At 55.8% G+C, this 25,772-nt stretch carries 19 protein-coding genes; 11 read left to right on the top strand and 8 right to left on the bottom strand.

The window, feature by feature from the left end:
- The first annotated feature begins 31 nt into the window (after nt 1-31).
- A complete protein-coding gene (gene hrpB, locus PZBJ_RS08220) occupies nt 32-2,506 on the top strand; it encodes an ATP-dependent helicase HrpB (RefSeq protein ID WP_101762063.1) in 2,475 nt (824 codons plus the stop codon).
- A gap of 98 nt (nt 2,507-2,604) precedes the next feature.
- A complete protein-coding gene (mrcB, locus tag PZBJ_RS08215; RefSeq protein ID WP_101762062.1) occupies nt 2,605-5,148 on the top strand; it encodes a bifunctional glycosyl transferase/transpeptidase in 2,544 nt (847 codons plus the stop codon).
- 53 nt (nt 5,149-5,201) lie between these two features.
- Here mrcB and PZBJ_RS08210 read toward each other — a convergent pair whose 3' ends face one another.
- Both PZBJ_RS08210 and PZBJ_RS08205 read right to left on the bottom strand, forming a co-directional pair.
- Complete coding sequence (locus tag PZBJ_RS08210; protein ID WP_101762061.1) at nt 5,202-6,587, bottom strand: bifunctional cytidylyltransferase/SDR family oxidoreductase; 1,386 nt, start codon at nt 6,585-6,587, stop codon at nt 5,202-5,204.
- 3 nt (nt 6,588-6,590) lie between these two features.
- Entirely contained in the window at nt 6,591-8,417 is a 1,827-nt protein-coding gene (locus tag PZBJ_RS08205) for a glycosyltransferase family 25 protein (RefSeq protein ID WP_101762060.1), read from the bottom strand.
- A 335-nt stretch (nt 8,418-8,752) separates the two neighbouring features.
- Between PZBJ_RS08205 and fhuA the strand changes: the two genes are divergently transcribed.
- Genes fhuA through fhuB form a run of 4 tightly spaced genes read left to right on the top strand, consistent with a single transcriptional unit; the run spans nt 8,753 to nt 14,664 of the window.
- Nucleotides 8,753-10,951: a ferrichrome porin FhuA gene (gene fhuA / locus PZBJ_RS08200; protein WP_101762059.1), complete on the top strand. Its 2,199-nt coding sequence runs from the start codon at nt 8,753-8,755 to the stop codon at nt 10,949-10,951.
- Nucleotides 10,952-11,005: 54 nt separating this feature from the next.
- The gene (gene fhuC / locus PZBJ_RS08195) at nt 11,006-11,800 is read left to right on the top strand and encodes a Fe3+-hydroxamate ABC transporter ATP-binding protein FhuC (RefSeq protein WP_007888799.1); all 795 of its coding nucleotides are present in this window, start codon (nt 11,006-11,008) and stop codon (nt 11,798-11,800) included.
- 9 nt (nt 11,801-11,809) lie between these two features.
- Nucleotides 11,810-12,688 (top strand): Fe(3+)-hydroxamate ABC transporter substrate-binding protein FhuD, encoded by an 879-nt coding sequence (fhuD, locus tag PZBJ_RS08190; RefSeq protein ID WP_101762058.1) that lies wholly within the window; start codon nt 11,810-11,812, stop codon nt 12,686-12,688.
- The gene (fhuB, locus tag PZBJ_RS08185) at nt 12,688-14,664 is read left to right on the top strand and encodes a Fe(3+)-hydroxamate ABC transporter permease FhuB (protein WP_101762057.1); all 1,977 of its coding nucleotides are present in this window, start codon (nt 12,688-12,690) and stop codon (nt 14,662-14,664) included. Before fhuD ends, fhuB begins: the two co-directional genes overlap by 1 nt.
- A 59-nt stretch (nt 14,665-14,723) precedes the next feature.
- On the opposite strand, the gene hemL is transcribed toward fhuB, so the two are convergent.
- Nucleotides 14,724-16,004 (bottom strand): glutamate-1-semialdehyde 2,1-aminomutase, encoded by a 1,281-nt coding sequence (gene hemL / locus PZBJ_RS08180; RefSeq protein WP_101762056.1) that lies wholly within the window; start codon nt 16,002-16,004, stop codon nt 14,724-14,726.
- A gap of 200 nt (nt 16,005-16,204) precedes the next feature.
- On the opposite strand from hemL, the gene erpA reads away from it, so the two are divergent.
- Nucleotides 16,205-16,552 carry an iron-sulfur cluster insertion protein ErpA gene (gene erpA, locus PZBJ_RS08175; protein ID WP_007893884.1) on the top strand — a complete coding sequence of 116 codons (348 nt, stop codon included), beginning with the start codon at nt 16,205-16,207 and terminating at the stop codon, nt 16,550-16,552.
- A gap of 35 nt (nt 16,553-16,587) precedes the next feature.
- On the opposite strand, the gene PZBJ_RS08170 is transcribed toward erpA, so the two are convergent.
- The 3 genes from PZBJ_RS08170 to mtnN all read right to left on the bottom strand — a co-directional run bounded on the left by PZBJ_RS08170 (nt 16,588) and on the right by mtnN (nt 18,448).
- The gene (locus tag PZBJ_RS08170) at nt 16,588-16,839 is read right to left on the bottom strand and encodes a hypothetical protein (RefSeq protein WP_101762055.1); all 252 of its coding nucleotides are present in this window, start codon (nt 16,837-16,839) and stop codon (nt 16,588-16,590) included.
- A 114-nt stretch (nt 16,840-16,953) separates the two neighbouring features.
- Nucleotides 16,954-17,757 carry a vitamin B12 ABC transporter substrate-binding protein BtuF gene (btuF, locus tag PZBJ_RS08165; protein ID WP_101762368.1) on the bottom strand — a complete coding sequence of 268 codons (804 nt, stop codon included), beginning with the start codon at nt 17,755-17,757 and terminating at the stop codon, nt 16,954-16,956.
- The gene (gene mtnN, locus PZBJ_RS08160) at nt 17,750-18,448 is read right to left on the bottom strand and encodes a 5'-methylthioadenosine/S-adenosylhomocysteine nucleosidase (RefSeq protein ID WP_101762054.1); all 699 of its coding nucleotides are present in this window, start codon (nt 18,446-18,448) and stop codon (nt 17,750-17,752) included. The genes btuF and mtnN overlap by 8 nt, the downstream gene beginning before the upstream one ends.
- Nucleotides 18,449-18,545: 97 nt before the next feature.
- Between mtnN and dgt the strand changes: the two genes are divergently transcribed.
- The 4 genes from dgt to PZBJ_RS08140 all read left to right on the top strand — a co-directional run bounded on the left by dgt (nt 18,546) and on the right by PZBJ_RS08140 (nt 24,186).
- Nucleotides 18,546-20,039 (top strand): dGTPase, encoded by a 1,494-nt coding sequence (dgt, locus tag PZBJ_RS08155; RefSeq protein ID WP_101762053.1) that lies wholly within the window; start codon nt 18,546-18,548, stop codon nt 20,037-20,039.
- A 136-nt stretch (nt 20,040-20,175) separates the two neighbouring features.
- The gene (degP, locus tag PZBJ_RS08150; protein ID WP_101762052.1) at nt 20,176-21,618 is read left to right on the top strand and encodes a serine endoprotease DegP; all 1,443 of its coding nucleotides are present in this window, start codon (nt 20,176-20,178) and stop codon (nt 21,616-21,618) included.
- A 184-nt stretch (nt 21,619-21,802) separates the two neighbouring features.
- Nucleotides 21,803-22,960 carry a CdaR family transcriptional regulator gene (locus PZBJ_RS08145; protein WP_101762051.1) on the top strand — a complete coding sequence of 386 codons (1,158 nt, stop codon included), beginning with the start codon at nt 21,803-21,805 and terminating at the stop codon, nt 22,958-22,960.
- On the top strand, nt 22,960-24,186 hold the full coding sequence (locus PZBJ_RS08140; RefSeq protein ID WP_101762050.1) for an alginate lyase family protein: 1,227 nt from the start codon (nt 22,960-22,962) through the stop codon (nt 24,184-24,186). Before PZBJ_RS08145 ends, PZBJ_RS08140 begins: the two co-directional genes overlap by 1 nt.
- Nucleotides 24,187-24,228: 42 nt before the next feature.
- On the opposite strand, the gene PZBJ_RS08135 is transcribed toward PZBJ_RS08140, so the two are convergent.
- Both PZBJ_RS08135 and dapD read right to left on the bottom strand, forming a co-directional pair.
- A complete protein-coding gene (locus PZBJ_RS08135; RefSeq protein ID WP_007893894.1) occupies nt 24,229-24,621 on the bottom strand; it encodes a DUF3461 family protein in 393 nt (130 codons plus the stop codon).
- A 293-nt stretch (nt 24,622-24,914) separates the two neighbouring features.
- Nucleotides 24,915-25,739 (bottom strand): 2,3,4,5-tetrahydropyridine-2,6-dicarboxylate N-succinyltransferase, encoded by an 825-nt coding sequence (gene dapD, locus PZBJ_RS08130; RefSeq protein ID WP_008108489.1) that lies wholly within the window; start codon nt 25,737-25,739, stop codon nt 24,915-24,917.
- Nucleotides 25,740-25,772 lie beyond the last annotated feature (33 nt).

Raw genomic sequence — 25,772 nt, 5'->3', positions numbered from 1 at the left:
CCTCCGGTAATCCGCGCCTCAGAGTGCTACAATGCGCGCCATCTTAGCACAGGCATTTTGGGAGTTGAGTTTGAGTGAGTTACCGGTAAGCGAGGTGCTGCCTGCGTTGCTGGACGCGCTGGCGCAGTCGCCGCAGGTGTTGCTGGCGGCGCCGACCGGCGCAGGTAAATCAACCTGGCTGCCATTACAACTGCTGCAACACACCCCATTGCCCGGCCGCATCATCATGCTGGAGCCGCGCCGACTGGCGGCACGCAACGTGGCGCAACGTCTGGCAGAACAGCTTGGCGAGCAGCCGGGCGGCATCGTTGGCTATCGCATGCGCGGTGAAAACTGCTGCGGTGCCAACACGCGCCTCGAAGTGGTCACCGAGGGCATTTTGACGCGCATGTTGCAGCGCGATCCGATGCTGGAAGGCGTCTCGCTGGTGATCCTCGATGAATTCCATGAACGCAGCCTGCAGGCCGAGCTCGCGCTGGCGCTGCTGCTCGATGTGCAGCAAGGATTGCGCGACGATCTGAAAATTCTGCTGATGTCGGCCACGCTCGATAATCAGCGTTTGCGTCAGCTGCTGCCGGATGCGCCCTTTGTGGTCTCTGAGGGCCGCAGTTTCCCGGTCACGCGCCGCTATGCTTCGCTCAACAGCCAGCAACGTTTTGAAGAAGCGGTAGCGCGCGAGGTGGCGCAACTGCTGCGCGAAGAGTCAGGATCGCTGCTGCTGTTCCTGCCCGGCGTGGCGGAGATCGAACGGGTTAAGCGCGAGCTGGAAGCGCGGGTCAGTGACGAGGTGGATCTTTCTCCTTTATATGGCGCGCTGTCGCTGGAGGCGCAACGCCGCGCCATCCTGCCGTCTCCGGCGGGCCGCCGCAAAGTGGTGCTGGCGACCAACATCGCCGAAACCAGCTTGACCATCGAAGGTATCCGCTTAGTGGTCGATAGCGCGCTGGAGCGCTCGGCGCAGTTTGACGTGCGCAGCGGCGTGACGCGGCTGCAAACGCAGCGTATCAGCCAGGCGTCGATGACGCAGCGCGCCGGTCGTGCTGGTCGTCTGGAACCTGGCATCTGCCTGCACTTACTGCCACAAGAGCAGGCGCTGCGTGCGGCGGCGCAGAGTGAACCGGAAATTCTCAATAGCGATTTGACCTCGCTGCAGATCGATCTGCTGCAATGGGGATGTCAGAATGCGTCGCAGCTTATGTGGCTTGACGCGCCGCCGCCGCGCAACGTGCGTGCGGCGTGCGAGCGGTTAACCCAGCTAGGCGCGCTGGAGAATCACCAGCTCAACGCGCGCGGTCGAAAAATGGCCGCGCTAGGCAGCGATCCGCGCCTGAGCGCGATTCTGGTGGCTGCCGGGCAAAACAACGATGCCATCGCCAGCGCCGCGCTGCTGGTGGCGATTCTGGAAGATCCGCCACGCAGCGGCAGCGCAGATCTGCGTGATGCGCTTAACCATCCGCAGTCGCACTGGCAGCGCCGCGCGCGTCAGTGGCAGAAGCGCCTCAACGCCAGCGGCGGCACCATTAATCCCGACCTGTTCCCGCAGCTGCTGGCCGCCGGTTTTGCCGATCGTCTGGCGCAGCGTCGTGGCGACAGCGCGCGCTATCAGCTGGCGAACGGCATTGGCGCGATGCTTAACGAGCAGGATGGTTTGCGCCGCTATGAGTGGCTGATTGCACCGACACTGCTGCAGGGCGCCAGCGCCGCCGAGGCGCGCATGTTACTGGCGCTGCCGGTGGATATCGACGCGCTGCGCCGCGAATGCCCCACCTTAATTGAGCAGCGTACCGACGTGGAGTGGGATGAAGATAAAGGCACTTTGCGCGCGTGGAAACGCGAACTGATCGGCGCGCTGGTCCTAAAAGCGCAGCCGCAGGCACGCCCGGAGGCGGAAATATTGCATCCGGCGATGCTGCGCTGGATCCGCGAAAAAGGATTGTCGGTGCTGGGCTGGAAAGAAGACGCTGAACAGCTACGCTTGCGGGTGCACTGTGCCGCGCAGTGGCTGCCGGAAGAGGCGTGGCCGGCACTGGACGATGAAAGCCTGCTCGATACGCTTGAAAGCTGGCTGCTGCCGGAGATGAGCGCGGTACGCGATCTGAAAGGATTGCAGAGCATCAACCTTGTCAGCGCATTATTACATTTGCTGACATGGTCACAACGTCAGCGGCTGGATACTGTGCTGCCAACTCATTACACTGTGCCGACCGGAAGCCGCCTGCCGATCCGCTACGATGCAGAGAAGCCACCCGCGCTGGCGGTGCGGATTCAGGAGATGTTTGGCGAAGCACAGAACCCAGCGGTGGCCGATGGCCGCGTACCGCTGGTGTTAGAGCTGCTCTCGCCCGCGCACCGTCCGCTGCAGATCACCCGTGACCTCGCGGCGTTCTGGCGTGGTGCGTATCCCGAAGTGCAGAAAGAGATGAAAGGGCGCTATCCAAAGCATCCGTGGCCGGACGATCCGGCCAACGCCTTACCCACAAGGCGGACCAAGAAATTTTCATCGTGAAACGCTGTGGATCGAATTCAGAGGGTTCTGCCATGCGTAGCATGAGAAAGCAGTTAGAGTAACGGCCGCCGCCGTAGCAATACCTGGAGAATAAAAGCATGTCTGGGAACGATCGCGAACCTATCGGGCGCAAAGGAAAAGCGCCAAAGCCGCCGCGCAGCAGTGCGCGGCGGGGTCGCCGCAGGGAACTTGATGATGATATCGATCAGGACGATTTTGACGAAGAAGATGAGGAGAGTGGACCGGTGCCACCAAAAAGTAAAAAACGTCCGCCACGCGGCAAACGTCGCTGGTTGGGCTGGTTGATTAAACTCTTCCTGGTCTTTGTGGTGGTGATGGCCGCCTGGGGCGTCTATCTCGACTCGGAAATCCGCAGCCGCATCGACGGTAAAGTGTGGCAACTGCCTGCTGCCGTTTATGGCCGCATGGTCAGCCTCGAACCGGGCATGTCGTACGACAAAAAAGAGATGATTGCGCTGCTGGAAGGCACGCAGTATCGCGAAGTGTCGCGCATTACCCGTCCGGGCGAGTTTAGCGTCAAAGGCAACACCATTGATCTGCTGCGCCGTCCGTTTGATTTCCCGGACAGCAAAGAGGGGCAGATCAACGCGCGCCTGACCTTTAGCAACAATGAGCTGAGCGAGATTAAAAATCTCGATACCGGCCGCGATTTTGGCTTCTTCCGCCTCGATCCGCGCCTGATCACCATGTTGCAGTCGCCGAACGGTGAACAACGTCTGTTCGTGCCGCGCGCCGGTTTCCCGGATCTGCTGGTGAGCACCTTGATCGCCACTGAAGATCGCCACTTCTACGAGCACGACGGCATTAGCCCGTATTCGATTGGTCGTGCGTTCCTCGCCAACATCACCGCCGGTAAAGCGGTGCAGGGCGGTAGTACGCTGACGCAGCAGCTGGTGAAAAACCTGTTCCTCACCAACGAGCGTTCGCTGTGGCGTAAAGCGCGTGAAGCCTATATGGCGGTGATCATGGATGCGCGCTACAGCAAAGATCGCATCCTCGAGCTGTATCTCAACGAGGTGTATCTCGGCCAGACCGGTAATGACCAGATCCGCGGTTTCCCGCTGGCGAGCCTTTACTACTTTGGTCGTCCGGTGGATGAGCTGAGCCTCGATCAGCAGGCGATGCTGGTCGGCATGGTGAAAGGTGCGTCGCTGTACAATCCGTGGCGTAACCCGAAACTGGCGCTGGAGCGACGTAATCTGGTGCTGCGTTTGTTGCAGCAGCAGAACGTCATCGATCAGGAACTGTATGACATGCTGTCGGCGCGTCCGCTTGGCGTGCAGCCAAAAGGCGGCGTGATCACGCCTCAGCCGGCATTTATGCAGATGGTGCGTAACGAGCTGCAGGCTAAGCTCGGCGACAAAATGAAAGATCTCTCCGGCGTGAAGATTTTCACCACGCTGGATGCGATTTCGCAGGATGCCGCAGAGAAAGCGGTGATTGAAGGTATTCCAACGCTGAAAAAACAGCGTGGCCTGAAAGATCTGGAAACCGCGATGGTGGTGGTGGATCGCTTCAGCGGTGAAGTGCGCGCCATGGTCGGCGGTGCCGATCCACAGTTTGCCGGTTACAACCGCGCGCTGCAGGCACGTCGTTCGATTGGCTCGCTGGCAAAACCGGCCACCTATCTCACCGCGCTGAGCCAGCCGAACAGCTATCGCCTCAACAGCTGGATCGCCGATGAACCGATTGCGCTGAAACAGCCGAATGGCACCATCTGGAAACCGATGAATGACGATCGTCGTTTCAGCGGCAAAGTGATGCTGGTGGATGCGCTGACCAACTCGATGAACGTGCCAACCGTCAACCTCGGTATGACGCTGGGACTGGATGCGGTGGTCGATACCTGGAACAAGCTCGGCGTGCCGAAAGATCAGCTGCATCCGGTGCCGTCAATGCTGCTCGGTGCGCTGAACCTGACGCCGATTGAAGTGGCGCAGGCGTTCCAGTCGATTGCCAGCGGCGGTAACCGCGCTGAGCTGTCAGCGGTGCGTTCGGTGATTGCGGAAGATGGCACGGTGCTGTATCAGAGCTATCCGCAGGCGCAGCGTGTTGAACCGGCGCAGGCGGCGTATCTGACGCTCTACACCATGCAGCAGGTCGCCGATCACGGTACTGCGCGTGCGCTGGGTGCGCGTTATCCTAAAGCGCATCTGGCTGGCAAAACCGGTACCACCAATGACCTGATCGATAGCTGGTTCGCCGGTATTGATGGCAAAGAAGTGGCGATTACCTGGGTTGGCCGCGATAACAACCAAACCTCGAAGCTGTACGGTGCCAGCGGTGCAATGCAGCTTTATCGTCGCTATCTCGACAACCAGGCGCCAATGCCGCTGGTGCTGACGCCGCCGGAAGATATCACGCAGATGAATATCGATTCTGCCGGTAACTTTATCTGCGGTACGGGCAGCAGCACATGGCGTTCGCTGCCGGTGTGGTCGCTGGATCCGAACGCGCTGTGTCAGCAGCAGCAAGAGCAGGTTCAGCAACAACAGCAGCAGTTGCAGCAGCAACAAGAGCAGCAACAGCAACAGCAGCAACAACAGCAGCAGCCACAGAATGAGCAGAAAGATTCTGACGGCGTGGCGGGTTGGATTAAAGATATGTTCGGCAGCAAATAAGTTGCTGAGAAAACACAGGGCGCTGCGGCGCCCTTTTTTATTGGGATAGGTGGTTAGCTGGGCTGATTCTTACAGTTACTTTTGCGAATATCAATAACCATACCAGTACTTTGCGTCACGAGAACTTCCAGGCTTTTTACTGCAACGTCTCGTGCATGTAGCAGTGAATCTGCAGGTTCCTCGCCAAAATTAACGGTTCTCATCGGTGTGGCGGTACGCTCAGGATTAATGCAGTTCACTTTGACTTTATCCTCAATCCACTCTTCCGCCAGCGCCTGAGTCAGATTGACTACCGCAGCTTTTGCCGATGAGTAAAGGGCGTAAAAAGCCCGTCCACGAGTGTAAGAACTGGATGTGAAATTCAATAACATGCCGGAGTTGCAGGTTAACCGCTCTTTTGCCGCAATTGCCACGTTTACGGCTCCCAGATAATTAATGTTAATCAGCGCCATCACTTCCTGCTGAGTAAGCGTGGCGAGCGGTTTCTTAATCAAGACACCCGCAGTGTTGACGATAAAATCAATATTGCCATGCTCGGCAACAATGTCAGTTAAATAGTTTTTTACGCTGTCGAGATGAGTAATGTCGATATCATTATGTGAACGACTGGCAATATGTACTTTGGCCCCGCACAGCGTGGCAACTTTCATCATCTCCAGACCAATTCCGCTACCTCCACCAAAAATAACCATATGCTTATCGCGCAGGAAATCGAGATTTGCAGAATTCAATGCGTGTGAGCTTTTCTCCTGCAGCAATTTTTCTGCGATAAAGAGATCAAGTGGATGGGTGATTTTAATATTGTTCTCATCGCCCTCTACGGTAATAACACGCGTTTCAGGCAGCATATTACGCAATACTCCGCAGTCGCAGGTAAACGTAAACTTACCCATGGCCGCTGCTTTCTCATAAGCCTGGCGAATTTTTTCCAGACGAAATGCCTGAGGGGTCTGGCCTCGGCGCATGCTGGCACGATGAGGAATATTGGCAATGCAGCCATCATCGTGAACTTCTACTAAAGTATCTGCTGAGGGGATCACCACATCTACGGCGTCAAAGGATTCAAGTGCATCTACGCATTTGCGAATAATAGTGTCGCTAATTAATGGACGCACGGCATCATGCAGTAAGATTTTACAATGACCGTCATAGTTGATAAGGGTTTTCAGCGCGGAATACGTTGAGTCAAAACGTTCCTTACCGCCGTTCACCACTTTACTCACTTTGTGCCACTGATTTTTTGCCACCAACTCCCACATGTAATCGATGTACTCATTTTGTGAGACGATAATAATTTCATCAATGTCGGCCGATTTTTCAAAACGTTCGATGGTGTATTCAATCACGGCACGTCCCGCTAACTTGGCGAATTGTTTTGGCTTGTCGCTGCCAAAGCGGGTGCCTGTACCGCCAGAAAGTATTATGGCTACATTTTTCATTTTTTATTCCGCCGCTTGCGGTCTGAGTGATGAACAAATAATTTCAGCGATTTTCTCGCCCGCTGTTTTCTCTTCTATCTGCAGTTCCTCACGCAGGACTTGTTCCCGGCGCACTTTCATTGCATCGTGACCCGCGACAATGTTGTCTACAAAGGTGAAAATATCCTTTTCACACCAGGCAACGTCGTAGGCGTCATAAATGAATTCTGCAGTGCGGTTCAAACCGTGACAGGTTTCGTGAGTGAGGTAGAGGATGGGTTTTTTCGACGGCAGATATTCCAGCAGGAAGGAACCGGCGTCCGCAATGAGTGCATCGGAACGCGCAAAAGTCAGCGTGTAATCATGCCCGAGATCCCACTCCAGATTGGTGTGTTGCTGCGACGCGCGCTGTAACTGCTGATAAAGACTTTGTGCCGTTGGGTTGGCTTCACCTATCCATTGGCTCAGCAGCGGATGGGGGCGAATGATCAGATGAATGTCCTGACGCTCAATCAGTTTTAAGAACGCCGAGCAGTAAAGGCTGAACGTGGTGTACATCTTCTGGTCGCCAGGCAGTACGAAATGCGGCGTCCACAGGAAGGTGGTTACCGTTTGAGCCGGCAGGTTATCCGTGAGATGGAAACGACGCTGATAGTGGTCAAATTTAGGATGGCCGGTAACGTGCACATGGCGATTTCCTGCCTGACACTGCAGCGCAAACTCAGTTTTATGTTTTTCCGAGCGGGCAAATATCCACGTCGCCAGATTTTGACAAAGCAAATTATATTGATACACCATGCTCTCTGCGCCAATTCCGGTATCGAGCGCATAAGGGATGTAAGCGATTTTCACGCCGCGCTCATGCAGGTAGTCGCTGCGAAAGCATTCGGGGCGAGCTTCGTCGTAAGGGTTTTGCAAGAACACCACATCGGGCTGACGCTCCTCCAACTGATAGTCTTCAAATCCTGTGTAATCCAGCCCTCTTTCACCCAGAATCTCACGCTGAATATCGCCATTAACATCGCTCGCCTTCCAGTTCAGGTAAGGCACCACCACGATGCGGCAATCGAACGCGGGATTGGCCTGCATCGCCTCAATCACCGATTCAAAGTTCGTCCAACCCGGTGGCCACTGGAAGTAAAAGTCGACTTTAATTGGGCCTGAAGTGGAGGGTGTGAATTTGGCGGGCGCAACGATTTGACTCAACGGTTTTCTGAAGAGTGCGCGGTAATCTACCGTTCGATTTTCGATATCGCTTTTATCGAGCCGTTGTGCACCGGCGTTGGGGAATACGCCCAGCCAAAGATCCTGCTGCATCAGGCTATTCCAGTGCACATCAAGGGCATATTGTGCCTGCGCACCACCTTGCAATTGCGCCTGCAGCGCCTCGCGATAGTTTTCAATCAGCGTGGTGTAATAGCGGTGATTCACGATATAGGCGCATGCGCACCACGCGAAGTTAGCGCGCACGATATAGTCCACACTTTTTAACGGCGTGACGCGGCGATAATTGGCCGCCAGAAAAGCCACTTGCCAGTTGATTTGCGGCAGGGCGGCAAAGTAGCGGTTGAGATTGTCGTAGTTCTTCTGGCTTTCATTGAAGCTAAAGTCATCCTCCAGAATCAGCACGCGCTCCCAGCCGTTATCGCGTGCCATCTCCAACGCGGCGATATGCGATCGCGTGCAGCCGATGTAGCCCTTTTCATGCTTGATCGCGTCCAGGCGAACGATTTTTTCAGCGGTTAAACCCAGCTTTTTAAGTTGTTTAGTGATGCGGGTTAATCGGTCTTTGCGTTTCTTCAAATTGATGAAGATAACGCGATCAACAATGTTCCAGTTTATAGCGGTCATAAGTGTGTCTGCAGGAAGGAGAATGCAGGAGATAAGCAATTAGCGGGCCATTTTTTTAAGTTTATGATTTTACTCGTTATCGTTGGTTTGTTGCTCTGTCGGGATGTAATAAACTTCCTCTGTGCGGCAATGCAATTTCCCGATTGCCGGCCTCCGCTCCTTTTATTGCTGATTTATTATTTGCGATCATGAATATGCGCGATCTGGCTGTAAACGCCGCGCTTACAGGCATTAATCGTTGCGAATATGACGCTATTTCGCCTAAAATCCGTGCGTCATAATAATCATTCTCGTTTGTATTCGCCTGCATCGACTTTTTTCGAGAGACCTCACTTATGAATACGCGAAACACTAATCCTTGTTTCTTACGCCCGCGTTCGCTGGCTTGGTTTATTTCACTGACTATGGGTACGTTCAGCGTGCAGGCGTTGGCAGAAGATACCGTGGTGGTTAGCGCTGATGGCGGCAGCGGAGTCGAGCAAGAGAAAGCGTGGGGCCCGTCGCCAACCATTGCGGCCAAACGCAGCGCCACCGGCACCAAAACCGATACGCCGATTGAGAAGAACCCGCAGTCAATCTCGGTAGTCACGCAGGAAGAGATGGCGATGAAAAACGTCACCAGCGTGAAAGGGGCTTTCAACTACACGCCAGGCGTGTTGACCGGTAACCGCGGTAGCTCCAATGTTATCGATGCGCTCTCTATTCGCGGCTTCAGCGAAACCAACACCAACCAATATCTTGATGGCCTGAAACTGCAGGGTGATAACTACTCTGAGTTTGCTATCGATCCCTATTTCCTTGAACGCGCCGAACTGTTGCGCGGTCCGGTTTCGGTGCTGTACGGCAAGAGCAATCCGGGCGGCGTGGTGTCGCTGGTGAGTAAGCGTCCGACGCAGGAGACGCTGCGTGAAGTGCAGTTCCAGATGGGCACAAACAATCAGTTCTCCACGGGTTTCGATTTCGGCGGCTCGCTGGATGATGACGGCGTTTACAGTTATCGCCTGACCGGTCTCGCGCGTAGCGCCGATGCGCAGCAGGATATGAACAAAGAGAAGCGCTACACCATTGCGCCATCATTCAGCTGGCGTCCGGATGAGAATACGCGTTTCGATTTGCTGACCTACTTCCAGAACGAACCGGAAACCGGCTATTACGGCTGGTTGCCGCGTCAGGGCACCGTGGTGGGCATCACGCGTCCTGACGGCAGCAGTTACAAGCTGCCAACTAACTTTGATGAAGGCGAAGACAGCAACAAGATTTCGCGCAACACCAGGATGGTGGGCTACAACTTCGAGCACAGTTTCAACGACACCTGGACGGTGCGGCAGAATTTGCGCTATGCGGATCTGAGAACGGATTATCGCAGCATTTATGGCAATGGTTTTAATGCCGCAACACAGCAAATCACCCGCGGTTCAGCGGTTTCTGATGAAAAGCTCAACCAGTTTGCAGTCGATAACCAGGCGCAGGCCAAATTCACCACCAGTCAAATTGATCACACACTGTTGCTGGGTGTCGATTTCCAGCGCACGCGTAACGATATTGATGCGCAATTTGGTACCGCATCACCGCTGAATGCCGTTAATCCACAATATGGCGACGACAGCGTGACGCCGTTCCCTAATCCTTATCAGCACCTCAATAAGCAGCGCCAAACCGGTTTATACGCGCAGGATCAGATGGAGTGGAACCGCTGGGTGTTAACCCTCGGCGGTCGTTATGATTACGCGATGAACTCGGTCTATGATCGCGTAGCCAATAGCGTTGATCACCAGAACGATCAGGCTTTCACCTGGCGTGGCGGGCTGAACTATGTGTTTGATAACGGTATCGCACCTTACTTCAGCTACAGCGAAGCCTTCATTCCGAACTCAGGTTCAACTTATGATGGTCAAGCCTTTGATCCTTCCCGCGCGAAGCAGTATGAAGCCGGTGTGAAATACGTTCCTAAAGATCGTCCGGTGGTGTTGACGGCGGCGGTGTATCAGCTGACCAAAACCAAAAACCTGACGGCCGATCCGGATACCCTTAACCACCCAAATGCCAGCATTCAGAGTGGTGAAATCCGCTCGCGTGGCGTGGAGCTGGAAGCTAAAGCCGCGCTGAATGCCAACATCAATATGACCGCGTCTTATACCTACACTGATGCGGAATACACCGAAGACACTAACCTGAAAGGCAAAACGCCGGTGCAGGTGCCGAAGCATATGGCATCGCTGTGGAGTGATCACACCTTCCATGAAACGGCGCTGTCGGGCGTGACCGTGGGTGCAGGTGTACGTTATGTCGGCGAGAGCAAAGGGTTGTACGCCAGCGGCGACGATGTGAACCAAAACTTCGACGTAGCCGGTTACACCACCGTTGATGCCGCGCTGAAATACGACCTCGCACGCTTTGGCATGCCGGGCTCCACCATCGGCGTTAACGTCAATAATCTGTTCGATCGTGAATACGTCGCCAGCTGCTACCGCGACTACGCCTGCTACTGGGGCGCTGAGCGTCAGATTGTCGGTACTGCGACTTTCCGTTTCTAATCGTGTTACGTAGGTCGCCATCAATGGCGACCTACAGATTAACCAGGGATTATCATGCAGCATCCGCACCACGCAGAAACCACCTTCAGGCTGGATAACGTCAGTTTTCGTGTGCCAGGCCGCACGCTGCTGCATCCGCTGTCTCTTACCTTTGCACCGGGCAAAGTCACCGCGCTGATTGGTCACAATGGTTCTGGCAAATCCACGCTGCTGAAAATGCTCGGTCGTCACCATGCGGCGAGTGAAGGGCGCGTGTTGCTGAATGAGGACGCGGTGGATAACTGGGGCAGCAAAGATTTTGCGCGTCAGGTGGCGTATCTGCCGCAGCAACTGCCCGCGGCGGAAGGCATGACGGTGCGCGAGCTGGTGGCGATTGGCCGCTATCCGTGGCACGGCGCGCTGGGCCGCTATGGTCAGGAAGATCGCGATCGGGTGGAAGAGGCGATTACGCTGGTGGGATTAAAGCCTTTTGCCGGGCGTCTGGTGGATAGCCTTTCTGGCGGCGAGCGCCAGCGTGCCTGGCTGGCGATGCTGGTGGCGCAGAACAGTCGCTGCCTGTTGCTGGATGAACCGACCTCGGCGCTGGATATCGCCCATCAGGTTGATGTGCTGGCGCTGATTCAGCGTCTCAGCCGCGAACGTGGGCTAACGGTGATTGCGGTGCTGCACGATCTCAACATGGCGGCGCGCTATTGCGATCGTCTGGTGGCATTGCGCGGTGGCGAAGTGATTGCCGAAGGAGGCCCCGAGGTGATCATGCAGGCCGATGTGCTGGGCAACATTTACGGTATTCCGATGGGCATTTTGCCGCATCCGCTGGGCGGCGCGCCCGTCAGTTTCGTTTATTAAGGCCTCGCCATGTTCGACATTTCTCGCCGCCGCCTGCTGATGGCGCTGGCACTTTCCCCGTTGATGTCCGCGTTGCCGCTGCGTGCCGCCATACCGGATGCGCAGCGCATTCTGGCGCTGGAGTGGCTGCCGGTGGAGCTGCTGATGGCGCTCGGCGTGACGCCACTCGGGGTGGCCGACATGCACAACTACAACATTTGGGTCGGCGATCCGCAGCTGCCGTCCAGCGTTATCGATCTTGGCTTACGCACCGAGCCCAATCTGGAGCTGATGACGCAGCTCGAACCTTCACTCATCCTGCACTCCAATGGTTATGGTCCGGCGCTGGATAAGCTGCGGCGCATCGCGCCAACCATGGGTTTTGACCTCAACAGCGGCGACGGCAAACCGCTCAGCACCGCGCGTCACTCATTGCAGGCGCTCGGCGCACGTCTTGGCCGTGAAGCGCAGGCCGTGCAGCATCTGCAGTATGTGGATGAACAGCTGGCGGCGGCGCGTGAACGCCTCAGGCCGTGGGCCGATCGTCCGGTGCTGCTGATGTCGCTGATGGACAGCCGCCACGCGATTACCTTCGGTAAAAACAGTTTGTTCCTTGAGGTGATGGAGATCCTTGGCTTGAGCAATGCCTGGCAGGGCGAAACCAACTTCTGGGGCAGTGCAGTCGTTGGGCTGGAGCGGCTGGCGGAAGTGGGTGATGTGCAGGTGATCTGCTTCGATCACGATAACGATCGCGATATGCAGCAGGTGATGGCCACCGCGCTGTGGCAGGCGCTGCCGTTTGTGCGCGCGCAGCGTTTCCAGCGCGTGCCGGCGGTATGGTATTACGGCGCGACCTCTTCGGCGCTGAAATTTGTCCGCGTGCTGGAACACGCGCTGGAGTCGCACTGATGCGCAATCGTCTTTTTCCCGTCGCGCTATTGAGTACGGTGTTTCTGCTGGCGCTGGCCTTAACCGTGATCAATCTGCGCCAGGCGCTGCCTATCGATCAATGGTCGCAGGCGTTTTTTGCGCCTGACGTCAACAACATCCAGCAAGTGGTGTTTCATCACAGTTTGCTGTCGCGACTGGCGCTGTCGCTGCTGGTTGGCGCGGGCCTTGGCCTCGCCGGTTTGCTGTTTCAGCAGGTGCTGCGCAATCCGCTGGCGGAACCCACCACGCTTGGCGTGTCGTCGGGCGCTCAACTGGGGATTACCGTCGCGACGTTATGGCATTTGCCGGGCGGCGAGTTCACGCAGCAGTTTGCGGCGATGGGCGGCGCGGTAATTATCGGTATTTTGGTATTCGGCGTGGCCTGGGGCAAACGTCTGTCGCCGGTGACACTGATTCTGGCTGGGCTGGTGCTGAGTTTGTACGCCGGTTCGGTGAATCAAATCTTCGCGATCTTCAATCACGATCAGTTGCAGAACATGTTCCTGTGGAGCACCGGCGCGCTCAACCAGCTGGATGGACACAATGTGGCGCAGCTGTGGCCGCGTCTGCTGCTGGCGTTTGTGGTGGCGCTGGCGCTGCTGCGTCCACTGACGCTGATGGGGCTCGACGATGGCGTAGCGAAAAACCTCGGTCTGGCGCTGTCGGCGGCACGTATTGCTGCGCTGGCGCTGGCAATTTTACTTAGCGCGCAACTGGTCAATGTTGCAGGTATCATCGGCTTTATCGGCCTTTTCGCGCCGCTGCTGGCGAAGATGCTCGGCGGGCGTCGCCTGATCAGCCGCATGTTGTTGGCGCCGCTGATCGGTGCGCTGCTGCTGTGGCTGGCCGATCAGTGCGTGCTATGGCTGACCAACCACTGGCGTGAAGTGTCTACCGGCACGGCGACCGCGCTGATCGGCGTGCCGATTCTGCTTTGGTTGCTGCCGCGCCTGCGTACTGGATCGGTACCGCCAGCGCTTAATCAGGGCGATAGCGTGCCGGCTGAGCGGCAAAACGTCTTGCGCTGGTGTCTGGTCGGTTTGCTGATTCTGGCCGCGTTTAGCTGGGTTGGCATCACCTTTGGCCGCGATGCGCACGGCTTTGCGTGGGTGGGCGGCGATATGCTGCAGCAGCTGCTGCCGTGGCGCGCGCCGCGCGTATTGGCCGCGCTGATGGTGGGCATGATGCTCGGCGTGGCGGGTGCGCTGATCCAGCGGCTTACCGGTAATCCGATGGCGAGCCCGGAAGTGTTGGGCATTAGCTCGGGTGCGGCGTGCGGCGTGGTGGTGATGATGTTCTTCGTGCCGGGCGATGCGGTGGCGTGGCTGTTGCCTGCCGGTGCGCTGGGTGCGGCGTTGACGCTGATTATTATTATGCTGGTGGCGAGTCGCGGCGGCTTTTCGCCAGAACGCATGTTGCTGGCGGGCATGGCGCTCAACAGCGCGTTTGTCACGCTTTTGATGGTGCTGCTGGCCAGCGGCGATCCGCGCATGGCGGGCTTGCTGAGCTGGATCTCCGGTTCAACCTACAACATCAATATGCAGCAGGCCGTGCAAAGCGCGGTGGTGGGTGTGGTGCTGATTTCGCTGGCGCCGCTGGCAAGTCGCTGGTTAACGTTGTTACCACTCGGCAGCGCTACCGCGCGTTCAGCGGGCATGGCGCTCACTACCTCGCGCCTCAGCCTGCTGCTGCTGGCGGCGGCATTAACTGCCACGGCCACGTTAACTATCGGGCCGCTGAGCTTTATCGGGCTGATGGCGCCGCATATTGTGCGCATGCTCGGGTTCCGCCGTGCGTTACCACAGGTGTTGATGGCCGGTTTGTTGGGCGGCGGCTTGATGATTTTCGCCGACTGGTGCGGCAGGATGCTGGCGTTTCCGGATCAAATTCCAGCCGGGTTGATGGCGACCTTCTTTGGTGCGCCGTATTTTATCTGGCTGTTGCGGCGGGCGTAATCAGGGTAACCCTGAATGGCGACTCCACAACGACGGTAGAGTGCGCCATTCAGACGGTTTTAAAGTTTCGCGAAGCTGCGGCGTGCCGCATCGATGGTGCGTTGAATATCTTCTTTACTGTGCGCCAGCGACATAAAGCCCGCTTCAAAAGCAGATGGCGCAAGGTAAACGCCTTCTTCCAGCATCAGGTGGAAGAAACGCTTAAAGCGCTCAACGTCACACTGAGTGACGTCCTGATAGCAGGTCACTTCATCGGCATCAGTGAAGAAAATCCCGAACATACCGCCCACGTGGTTGATCACCAGCGGAATATTTTCGGCTTTCGCTGCGGCCAGCAGGCCTTGTGCTAACTGCGTGGTCAGATCGGTCAGCGTGCTGTGGGTGCCAGGCTGCGCAATTTGCGACAGACACGCGAAGCCCGCCGCCATGGCAATCGGGTTACCGGACAAGGTACCGGCCTGATAAACCGGACCGGTTGGTGCCAGCGCATCCATCACATCACGACGACCACCAAAGGCACCGACCGGCATGCCGCCGCCGATGATTTTACCGAGACAGGTCAGGTCTGGCGTCACGTCGTAATAGGCCTGAGCACCGCCTAATGCAACACGGAAGCCGGTCATCACTTCGTCGATAATCAGCAGCGCACCGAATTCGTCACACAGCGTACGCAGGCCTGGCAGGAAGTCTGGCTGCGGTGGAATGCAGTTCATGTTGCCCGCTACCGGCTCAACGATGATGCAGGCAATATCCTCAGGATACTGCTCGAAAGCCGCACGCACGGTGCTGAGATCGTTATAGGTGCAGGTCAGCGTGTGCTTAGCGAAATCGGCCGGTACGCCCGGCGAGTTTGGCTGGCCGAGCGTCAGCGCGCCGGAGCCGGCTTTCACCAGCAGGCAGTCGGCGTGGCCGTGATAGCAGCCTTCGAACTTAATGATTTTGTCGCGATGGGTGAAGCCGCGCGCCAGGCGAATGGCGCTCATGGTGGCTTCGGTGCCGGAGTTAACCATGCGCACCATGTCCATGCTTGGCACCAGCTCGCACACCAGCTCGGCCATTTTCACTTCCATCTCGGTTGGCGCGCCGAAGCTCAGACCGCGCGCAGCCGCTTCAATCACTGCGTTACGGATGTTGGCGTTGTTATGACCCAGCACCATCGGGCCCCACGAACCGACATAATCGATATAGCCTTTGCCGTCGGCGTCATACAGATACGCACCGTCAGCGCGTTCGATGAACAGCGGCACACCGCCCACACCGGTAAATGCACGTACCGGGGAGTTCACACCGCCGGGGATCAGGCGTTGCGCTGCGGCATACAGGTTTTCTGACTTACTCATTGTTCTGCTCCTGCTGTTCGGGAAAAAATCTGGCGCCATTCTACGGGAATAACGGCTTGCGCTAAAGTTTAGGGTATATACTTTCCTGCGCATGCGGCGGCACACAGTGTCAAGCGTGACACTTGATTGCACTGGACGGCTGGCAGATAATAGCGAGATTAAGGTCGTTTTCTGACCTCGACGTTTACCCGGAGTAAAAGATGAGTGACGACTTAGCAGCGCTGCCTTTGCAATTTACTGATGCAGCAGCAAAAAAAGTGAAAAACCTGATTTCTGATGAAGAAAATCCCGAGCTGAAATTGCGCGTTTACATTACCGGCGGCGGTTGCAGCGGTTTCCAGTACGGCTTCACGTTTGACGATCAAATGAATGACGGTGACATGACCATCGAGAAACAAGGCGTGGCGCTGGTGGTGGATCCGATGAGCCTGCAATATCTGGTGGGCGGTTCCGTGGATTACACCGAAGGCCTGGAAGGTTCACGTTTTATCGTGACCAACCCGAATGCCAAAACCACCTGCGGTTGTGGTTCTTCCTTCAGCATCTAATGCTGCTTCTGGCTGCCGTTCTGGTAGCCAGATTCCTACCACTCAATAGTCACTAAACGCGCAGATTCGCGGCGTTTAGCATCGCGTTTTAATACTCGTTCGGTAATGCGCGGCTGCGCGCTGAAGTGACGTCCACAATCCACTTTGGGCAGAGAGTGTTCACTCTGGCGTGAGATATCGCAACGCGAGAATAATGTTAAGGTAGCGGCAATAGAGCCGGTCGACGTGGCCGCACTCAGAGGTGCAGCGATCACGAGCCCTATGGCCAGCAGCAGTGCTCTGGTCATGAATAGTTCCTGGTGAAGACAAAATTGCGCTAAGCGCTAAAAAAGGGCACAGAGCATACGTGGCCGCTGTGCCTTGTATTATGATTTACGACAACTTATGCCGAATCTTTAATCTTAATTAGTGCTTTTTTTCGTCGGATGTAAATCTGCACACAGCTGTTTCGCTGCCAGCAGCATGCGAGGCCCCGGACGGCTCAGCCAGTCGTCATTGATGGCGATCACCGGCACATCCAATTGCGGCTGCCAATATTGCGCGATGCTGGCGGCCCGAGCGGCATCACCCCCGATGACAATCGCCTGCGGATGGCGCATCAGCACCTGTTCGCGGCTCACCTGCGGCCAGCTAACGCTGCTATCGGCAAAAATATTCCTGCCGCCGCACAGCTCAATGACCTGGTTTTGCATGGTGTTACGCGAAGCCGTAAACAGCGGCTGCTGACCAAACTGCAAAAACAGCGGCAGCGGCGTACTTTGCTGATACTGCTTGCGCAGCGCCGCTTCCTGCGCGCGTAATGCCTGCGCCGCATCGATGGCTTGCTGCGGCTGCGGACTCCAGCGCTGTAACGCCGCCAGCGCATCGATCATTTGGTCAATGGTTTGCGGATCGATCCACTCAACCTTGACCCCGAAACGCTGCAGCTGTTCAATTTGCCGCTGTGGATTACCGCCGCGCCACGCCAGCACCACATCCGGCTTCAGTTGCAGAATGCGTTCCACTTTAATGCCTTGCCAGTTCGCCACCTGTTCCAGCGCGTTGGCCTGCGCGGGATAATCGGAGAAGGCGCTGACGGCGAGCGGCGTAATGCCTGCGGCGAAGGCCAGTTCCGTCAGATGGGGCGAAAGAGTGATGACGCGCGGCGCGGCAGCGAACAGGCTGTTGCACAGCAGCAACAGCCCAAGCAGCAGGATTTTAGCCACGCGCCAGCTGAACCAGCAGGTTTTCAACCATCAGTGAAGATTGTTTTGCCGCAACACTGAGGAACTCATCGAAGCTGAGGTGTGATTCCTGATCGGCAACGTCAGAAATGGCGCGCACCACCACAAATGGCACCTTGAACTGATGGCAAACGTGACCAATTGCGGTCGCTTCCATCTCCACCGCAATCGCCTGCGGGAAGGTGGTGCGGATGCGTTCCAGTGGTGCAGCGCCGTTGATAAACGCATCGCCGCTCACTACCAAACCACGTACCGCGTTGAGGTCGAGCTGCTTGATAACCATTTCAGCGGCGGCAATCAGTTTGTCATCCGCCACGAAAGCGGCGGGGCAGCTGGCCATCTGGCCTGGCTCGTAACCGAAGGCGGTGACGTCGGCATCGTGATAGCGCACTTCATCCGACACCACGATATCGCCCACTTTCAGCGTTGGCGCCAATCCGCCGGCAGAACCGGTGTTGATTACCACATCCGGCTTGCACAGCTGAAGCAGCAAGGTGGTGCCGAGCGCGGCAGCCACTTTGCCGATGCCTGATTTCAGCAGCGCCACCTCAACACCATTCAGCGTACCGGTGTAAATTTCGCAGCCGGCCAGCGTCAGTGTCTGGCGGTTTTCGATTTTGTCACGCAGCAGTGTAACTTCCTGCTCCATCGCGCCAATAATGCCTACTTTCATAAGAATCTCGCTAATTTAATGGATGTAACCCGCAAAAGTGAGGCATAGTCTAACATGGCTGATTGAGGAAGAATTCACGAAAAAATAAGGGGTAATTATGGCGACGATCAATTTCAGGAAGAAGATCAGTTTCACCCGCCCTTATACCAGCCGCAAAGATCCCGAAGGGGAATACTTTATTACCCGCCACTTTGAAAGCGATCGCGGACGTATTATTAACTCCGCCGCCATTCGTCGCCTGCAACAGAAAACCCAGGTATTCCCGCTCGAGCGCAATGCGGCGGTGCGTTCGCGTCTAACGCACTCGCTGGAAGTGCAGCAAACCGGGCGATATATCACCAAAGAGATTCTGCAAGCGCTGAAAACCCAGGGCGGCGGGCTGGCGAATTATGGGCTGGATGAGTTTGAAGGTGCCTTCGAAAGCCTGATTGAGATGGCCTGTTTACTGCACGATGTCGGCAATCCGCCGTTTGGTCATTTTGGCGAGGCGGCGATCAATGACTGGTTCGACGAAAATCTGCCTGCCGAGCTGGTCGATCCGCTGGTGGCGGGCGTTGCCGATGAGGCTGAGCGCGCCGCTTTTGACCAGTTGAATGCAATGATTCGTCAAGATTTATGCCATTTCGAGGGTAACGCGCAGGCGATTCGCCTGGTGCATACGCTGCTGCAACTCAATCTCAGCTATGCGCAGGTCGCCTGTATATTGAAATATACCGCGCCCGCATGGTGGCAAGGCGATAAACCGGCCGAATTTAGCGTATTAATGAAAAAGCCGGGCTTCTATTTATCTGAGCGAGAATATGTGGCTGAGTTGCGTGAAGCGACCAATATTAAACAGCACCATCGTTTCCCGCTTACCTGGATAATGGAAGCCGCCGACGATATCTCTTATTGCATTGCCGATTTGGATGACGCCGTAGAAAAAGACATCTTCCACGTTGAAACGTTGTATAAGCATTTATTGGATGCCTGGGGCGCGGTAAAAAACGGCGATGTTTTCAGCCGCACTATCGGTGATGCCTGGAAAGAGGCTAATCAGAAAAAACGCCGCAGTATCAGCGATCAATTCTTTATGTCATTGCGGGTTAACGTGCAAAACGTGCTGGTTAGCCATGCGGTTAAGCGTTTCATCGACAACTTACCGGCTATTTTCGAAGGCGATTTTAATCACGCTTTACTGGAAGATGATGGTGAAGAAGGGCGTTTGCTGAAACTATTTAAAACGGTCGCGCGTCAGCAGGTGTTTAATCATCCGGAAGTTGAACAACTGGAATTGCAGGGTTATCGGGTAATTAAAGGTTTGCTCGAAATATATCAGTCACTGCTGTTGCTGGATTACGAGCAATTTACCACCTTGATGAACGAAGACTTTCTGGCAAAGCATCCGATTGAAACCCGCTTGTTTCACAAGCTTTCCGGCAAACATCGAAAGGCCTATCAACAACACATGCGCTCATTAATTGTTGAGCATAAATATCAGCGCTTGTTGTGGGAACGTTATTATCGTGCGCGCCTGATTCAGGACTACATTAGTGGGATGACGGACAATTATGCCTGGGATGAATATCGTCGTTTAATGGCGGTTGAATAAGCGCACAATTGTAAAGATGAAGAACAATTTTTTACCTTTACCTAAAACTTTATTAGGAACTTCGCGCTAAAAACTTAATCTCACCATCACGACCACAGCAATGGTCTGGCCGTAATTCTTAGAGAGACACAGATAAATGAAAAAAAACACAATTATGCTGGCGTTGGCGCTGAGTTTCGGCGCGGCGACGTTGAGCCCTGTGAGTGTATTTGCCGCAGAGACCGCTTCTTCTTCCAGCCAGCAGTTGCCAAGCCTGGCACCCATGCTGGAAAAAGTTATGCCTTCCGTGGTGAGTATCAGTGTGGAAGGCTCGACGACGGTTAAAACGCCGCGTATGCCGCAGCAGTTCCAGCAATTCTTTGGTGATAATTCTCCGTTCTGCCAGGACGGTTCACCGTTCCAAAGCTCACCCATGTGTCAAAACGGCGGTGGTGACGGCGGCGCGGATGGCGGTGCTAACGCGCAGAAACAGCAGTTCCGTGCGCTGGGTTCCGGCGTGGTAATTAACGCGGATAAAGGCTATGTGGTGACCAACAACCACGTGGTGGATAACGCGACCAAAATCCAGGTGCAGCTCAGCGATGGACGTCGTTACGACGCCAAAGTGATCGGTAAAGATCCACAATCAGATATCGCGCTGATTCAGCTGCAGGATGCGAAAAACCTCACCGCAATTAAGATTGCCGACTCCGACAACCTGCGCGTCGGTGATTACACCGTGGCGATTGGTAACCCGTACGGCCTTGGCGAAACGGTGACTTCGGGGATTGTTTCGGCGCTGGGCCGCAGCGGCCTGAACGTTGAAAATTACGAAAACTTCATCCAGACCGATGCGGCGATTAACCGTGGTAACTCCGGTGGCGCATTGGTAAACCTTAACGGCGAGCTGATCGGGATTAACACCGCGATTCTGGCGCCGGACGGCGGCAACATCGGTATCGGCTTTGCCATTCCAAGTTCAATGGTGAAAAACCTTACCGCGCAGATGGTGGAGTACGGTCAGGTGAAACGCGGCGAGCTGGGCATTATGGGCACCGAGCTGAACTCAGAACTGGCGAAAGCGATGAAAGTTGATGCGCAGCGCGGTGCCTTTGTTAGCCAGGTATTGCCGAACTCTGCTGCGGCGAAAGCTGGCGTGAAAGCGGGTGACGTGGTGGTGTCGATGAACGGTAAAGCGCTGACCAGCTTTGCAGCGCTGCGTGCCGAAGTCGGCTCGCTGCCGGTCGGTACCAAGCTGCAGCTGGGTCTGCTGCGCGAAGGCAAACCGGTGAACGTCACCGTTGAACTGCAGCAGAGCTCGCAGGATAAAGTGCAGTCCGCCACCATTTATACCGGTATTGAAGGTGCCGATCTCAGCAATATTGATACCAACGGCCAGAAAGGCGTGCGCGTCGATAGCGTCAAGCCTGGCAGCGCAGCGGCGCGTATTGGCTTGAAGAAAGGTGACGTGATTCTGGGTGTCAACCAGCAAGCCGTGGCTAATCTTGGCGAGTTGCGTAAAGTGCTCGACACCAAACCTTCGGTGCTGGCACTGAACGTACAGCGCGGTGACAGCAGCCTGTATCTGCTGATGCAGTAAGTTTCAGGTTGTTGATAACAGGCGAGCTTTGGCTCGCCTTTTTTGTGTCTGTGCAAATGTCCGGTACTGAATGTGACGCTTACCGCAAATCCCGCATAATCCCGCTGGCTATGTGCAGTTGCACAATGTCAGCGCCGTAACGGATGCGTATTCTGTCTGTTCGTCCTTATCTCCGGAGTGTTTGATGGCCACCTATCATCTCGATGCGCGACTGGCTCAGGATATTGTTGCCCGCACCATGCAAATTATTGACAGCAATGTCAACGTGATGGATGCGCGTGGTCGCATCATCGGCAGTGGCGATCGTGAACGCATTGGCGAATTGCACGAAGGCGCGCTTTTGGTGCTGTCACAAGGGCGCGTGGTAGACATCGACGAAGCGGTGGCAAAACATCTGCACGGCGTGCGTCCTGGCATCAATTTGCCGCTGCGTATTGATGGCGATATCGTCGGCGTGATCGGTTTGACCGGCCAACCGGCAACGCTGCGTCACTACGGCGAATTGGTGTGTATGACCGCCGAAATGATGCTGGAACAGGCGCGTTTGCTACACATGCTGGCGCAAGATAGCCGCTTGCGAGAAGAGCTGGTGCTGAATCTGGTGCGCAGCGAAACCTTATCGCCAGCGCTCAGCGAATGGGCGCAGCGGCTCGGCATCGATCTCAATCAACCGCGCGTGGTGGCGGTGGTGGAAGTGGACAGCGGCCAGCTCGGCGTTGATAGCGCCATGTCCGAGCTGCAACAGCTGCAAACGCTGCTGACCACGCCAGAGCGCGACAACCTGATTGCGATTGTTTCACTCACCGAAATGGTGGTGCTGAAACCGGCACTGAATGTACATGGCCGCTACGATCAGGACGATCATCGTCGTCGCGTGGATCAACTGCTGCAACGCATGAAGGAGACCGGCCAGGTGCGAATGCGCATCGCGCTCGGCAACTACTTTACCGGTCCCGGCAGCATCGCACGTTCGTACCGCACCGCGCGTACCACCATGATGGTGGGCAAACAGCGCATGCCGGAACAGCGCAGCTATTTTTATCAGGATCTGGTGCTGCCGGTGCTGCTCGACAGTTTACGCGGCGGCTGGCAGGCCAACGAACTGGCACGCCCGCTGGCAAAGCTGAAAAGCATGGACAACAATGGCTTGCTGCGACGCACGCTGGTGGCGTGGTTCAGCCACAACGTGCAACCCAGCGCCACGGCACGCGCGCTATTCATTCATCGCAACACGCTGGAGTATCGCCTCAACCGTATTTCCGAGCTTACCGGGCTCGATCTGGGCAATTTTGACGATCGCTTGCTGCTGTACGTGGCGCTTCAACTGGATGAGCAAAGTTAATGAGAAACCTGTGGATTGCGCTGCTGTGGTTGTATAGCGCGCTAAGTGTGGCTAACGATCCGGCCTTTCTCTCGTTAAACGATCTGCAGAAAGTTAAGCAGCAGCTGGCACATCATCAGGCCGCGCCGCCAACGCTCGACGCCTGGCATCAGCTCAAACAGCAAGCGGATAACGCGCTGCAACACCCCAATCCCAGCGTCACCGATAAAGGTATGATGCCGCCGAGCGGCTCGAAGCAGGATTATTTAAGCCTGAGCGCCTATTGGTGGCCGGACGCCAGCAGCGCCGACGGCCTGCCGTGGCAGCGTCGTGATGGCGAAGTGAATCCTGCCAGTAAGAATGATCAAAGTGATGGCGTGCGGCTGGCGCGCTTTACCGCCGATTTTCAGGCACTGACGCTGGCCTGGTATTTATCTGGCAATCAACGTTATGCCGACAAAGCGCTGGCGATGATGCGTCACTGGTTTATCAATTCCACCAGCCGTATGCACCCTAATCTTAACTTTGCTCAAGGCATTCCGGGCCGATCCGCGGGCCGCCATGATGGCGTGCTCGATGGGCGCTACTTTGCCACGCGCGTGGTGGATGCGCTGACTTTGCTACGCAATGCGCCCGGTTGGCAGCCTGCCGATCAGCAAGCGATGCAGCAGTGGTTTAGCGAGTATCTGCACTGGCTGCGGCACAATCCGCTAGCACTGCAAGAAGCGGCGGCGGTGAATAATCATGGCAGTTGGTATTGCACGCAGGTGGCGGGAATCGCGTGGTATCTGGGCGATCGTGAGACAGTCACAGCGATGGTAGAGTTGGCGCGCAATAAAATTGCGCTGCAAATTCGTGCCGATGGCAGCCAGCCCGCAGAGTTAGCGCGCACGCGATCCTTCCATTACAGCTACTTCAATCTGCAGGCGCTTAGCGCATTGGCGCAGCTAGCCGGTAAAGCAGGGTTAGGCGATTTATGGCATAGCCAGCAGCCAGGCGGATCGTTACTGGCAGCGCTCGACATGATGGCGCCGTACAGCGATGCCACTAAACTCTGGCCGTGGAAAAATCGTGATCGCGTGAGCCAGCGCATCATTCCGCTGCTTTCAATGGCCGATAACAGCCTGCAGCAGCCGCGTTATCAACAGTGGATCATGCAGACGCAATGGAAAGATCAAAAGAGTGGGGCGGTGAGGCAGGCACAGCGTGATACCTGGCTGCTTTCGCTGCCTTATCAGCAGCCATAAAAAAAGGCCAGCATCGGCTGGCCTGTTATTTAAAGCGCGAAATTAACGGTTGTTGCGGGTCAGCTGATCAAGGTCTGATTCGATTTCAGCGATCTTGTTCGAAACCACGCTTTCCAGATGGCGCAGATCCGCCAGAATTTTGCGCTTCAGATCCACTTCAACCTGGTCGCGCTGGCAAATCTGGTCCAGTTCATCGATCACATAACGCAGGTTCGGGCTGATTTCCTGCACTTCTTTGTAACCCTGGCTGGTGTGATCGGCGACAACGGTTTTGCGCTGACGTGGATATTTGAATTTCACGCTTTTAGCAAAGAATTCACCTTTGTCTTTGCGGAAGTAGATTTTAAGAATGTCGTTGTTAGCTTCCTGACGCAGGCTGTAACGGTCGATGTCGTCAGGGTTGCTGATACCTAAGCTTTTCAGGTTGTCGTACATAGCGTTTATATTCCATCTAAGAGTGGGTGAGCGCGCAGGACTATCATCATCATTCGGGATGCAGCAGAAACGCGGCAACCGGAACGCTTACGGCATACTTAATCAACTGTAGACACAAAAACCGGGATGAACAGTGCGCGACCGGAGTTAACTTGGCGCGGATTATGAACTGTTTGAAAAATAAACGCACGTGTTAATTCGCGGCGCGAAACAGGTAATTCTGGCGGGAGTGTAAACAAATAATTACGGGCCTGTACGCAGGCCCGTCGGGAAGATCTTCAGGCAGGAGAAGCTCAGTCGATGCTGCGCAGCAGTTCGTTAATGCCTGTTTTGCTGAGCGTTTTAGCGTCAACTTTCTTCACGATTACCGCGCAGTACAGGCTGTAGCTACCATCTTTAGACGGCAGATTACCGGAAACCACCACGGAACCCGCAGGTACGCGGCCGTAATGCACTTCGCCGGTTTCGCGGTCAAAGATTTTGGTGCTCTGGCCGATGTAAACGCCCATGGAGATCACGGAACCTTCTTCGACGATCACGCCTTCAACGATTTCTGAACGTGCGCCAATGAAGCAGTTATCTTCGATGATGGTTGGGTTAGCCTGCAGCGGCTCCAGCACGCCACCGATGCCCACGCCGCCTGACAGGTGGACGTTTTTACCGATCTGCGCGCAAGAACCCACAGTCGCCCAGGTATCAACCATGGTGCCTTCATCAACGTAAGCGCCGATGTTGACGTAGGAAGGCATCAGCACGGTATTACGTGCGATGAATGCGCCCTGACGCACGGCAGCAGGTGGCACAACGCGGAAACCGGCGTTTTTAAAACGCGCTTCATCCCAGCCAGCAAACTTCATTGGCACTTTGTCGTAGAAGCGGGTTTCAGAACCTTCCATGACCTGATTGTCGTTGATGCGGAACGACAACAGCACTGCTTTCTTCAGCCACTGATGCGTTACCCACTCACCGTTGATCTTTTCAGACACGCGCAGTTCACCGCTATCCAGCAGGCCAATAACCTGGGTGATAGCATCGCGGGTCGCGCTGTCTACGCTAGATGGCGTGATGTCGGCGCGGCGCTCAAAGGCAGATTCGATAACGCTCTGTAACTGTTGCATAATGATTTCCTAAGTCTGTAATACGGGTGCCAG

The organism is Pantoea endophytica (genome assembly GCF_002858935.1).
Lineage (GTDB): Bacteria > Pseudomonadota > Gammaproteobacteria > Enterobacterales > Enterobacteriaceae > Pantoea > Pantoea leporis.
Note: the sequence above shows the minus strand (reverse complement) of the source record. Positions and strands in the feature narration are given on the sequence as shown.

Excerpts from the sequence above, each read along its gene's own strand:
- hrpB (WP_101762063.1), top strand. The coding sequence starts at position 32 with ATGCGCGCCATCTTAGCACAGGCATTTTGGGAGTTGAGTTTGAGTGAG.
- mrcB (WP_101762062.1), top strand. The coding sequence starts at position 2,605 with ATGTCTGGGAACGATCGCGAACCTATCGGGCGCAAAGGAAAAGCGCCA.
- PZBJ_RS08210 (WP_101762061.1), bottom strand. The coding sequence starts at position 6,587 with ATGAAAAATGTAGCCATAATACTTTCTGGCGGTACAGGCACCCGCTTT.
- PZBJ_RS08205 (WP_101762060.1), bottom strand. The coding sequence starts at position 8,417 with ATGACCGCTATAAACTGGAACATTGTTGATCGCGTTATCTTCATCAAT.
- fhuA (WP_101762059.1), top strand. The coding sequence starts at position 8,753 with ATGAATACGCGAAACACTAATCCTTGTTTCTTACGCCCGCGTTCGCTG.
- fhuC (WP_007888799.1), top strand. The coding sequence starts at position 11,006 with ATGCAGCATCCGCACCACGCAGAAACCACCTTCAGGCTGGATAACGTC.
- fhuD (WP_101762058.1), top strand. The coding sequence starts at position 11,810 with ATGTTCGACATTTCTCGCCGCCGCCTGCTGATGGCGCTGGCACTTTCC.
- fhuB (WP_101762057.1), top strand. The coding sequence starts at position 12,688 with ATGCGCAATCGTCTTTTTCCCGTCGCGCTATTGAGTACGGTGTTTCTG.
- hemL (WP_101762056.1), bottom strand. The coding sequence starts at position 16,004 with ATGAGTAAGTCAGAAAACCTGTATGCCGCAGCGCAACGCCTGATCCCC.
- erpA (WP_007893884.1), top strand. The coding sequence starts at position 16,205 with ATGAGTGACGACTTAGCAGCGCTGCCTTTGCAATTTACTGATGCAGCA.
- PZBJ_RS08170 (WP_101762055.1), bottom strand. The coding sequence starts at position 16,839 with ATGACCAGAGCACTGCTGCTGGCCATAGGGCTCGTGATCGCTGCACCT.
- mtnN (WP_101762054.1), bottom strand. The coding sequence starts at position 18,448 with ATGAAAGTAGGCATTATTGGCGCGATGGAGCAGGAAGTTACACTGCTG.
- dgt (WP_101762053.1), top strand. The coding sequence starts at position 18,546 with ATGGCGACGATCAATTTCAGGAAGAAGATCAGTTTCACCCGCCCTTAT.
- degP (WP_101762052.1), top strand. The coding sequence starts at position 20,176 with ATGAAAAAAAACACAATTATGCTGGCGTTGGCGCTGAGTTTCGGCGCG.
- PZBJ_RS08145 (WP_101762051.1), top strand. The coding sequence starts at position 21,803 with ATGGCCACCTATCATCTCGATGCGCGACTGGCTCAGGATATTGTTGCC.
- PZBJ_RS08140 (WP_101762050.1), top strand. The coding sequence starts at position 22,960 with ATGAGAAACCTGTGGATTGCGCTGCTGTGGTTGTATAGCGCGCTAAGT.
- PZBJ_RS08135 (WP_007893894.1), bottom strand. The coding sequence starts at position 24,621 with ATGTACGACAACCTGAAAAGCTTAGGTATCAGCAACCCTGACGACATC.
- dapD (WP_008108489.1), bottom strand. The coding sequence starts at position 25,739 with ATGCAACAGTTACAGAGCGTTATCGAATCTGCCTTTGAGCGCCGCGCC.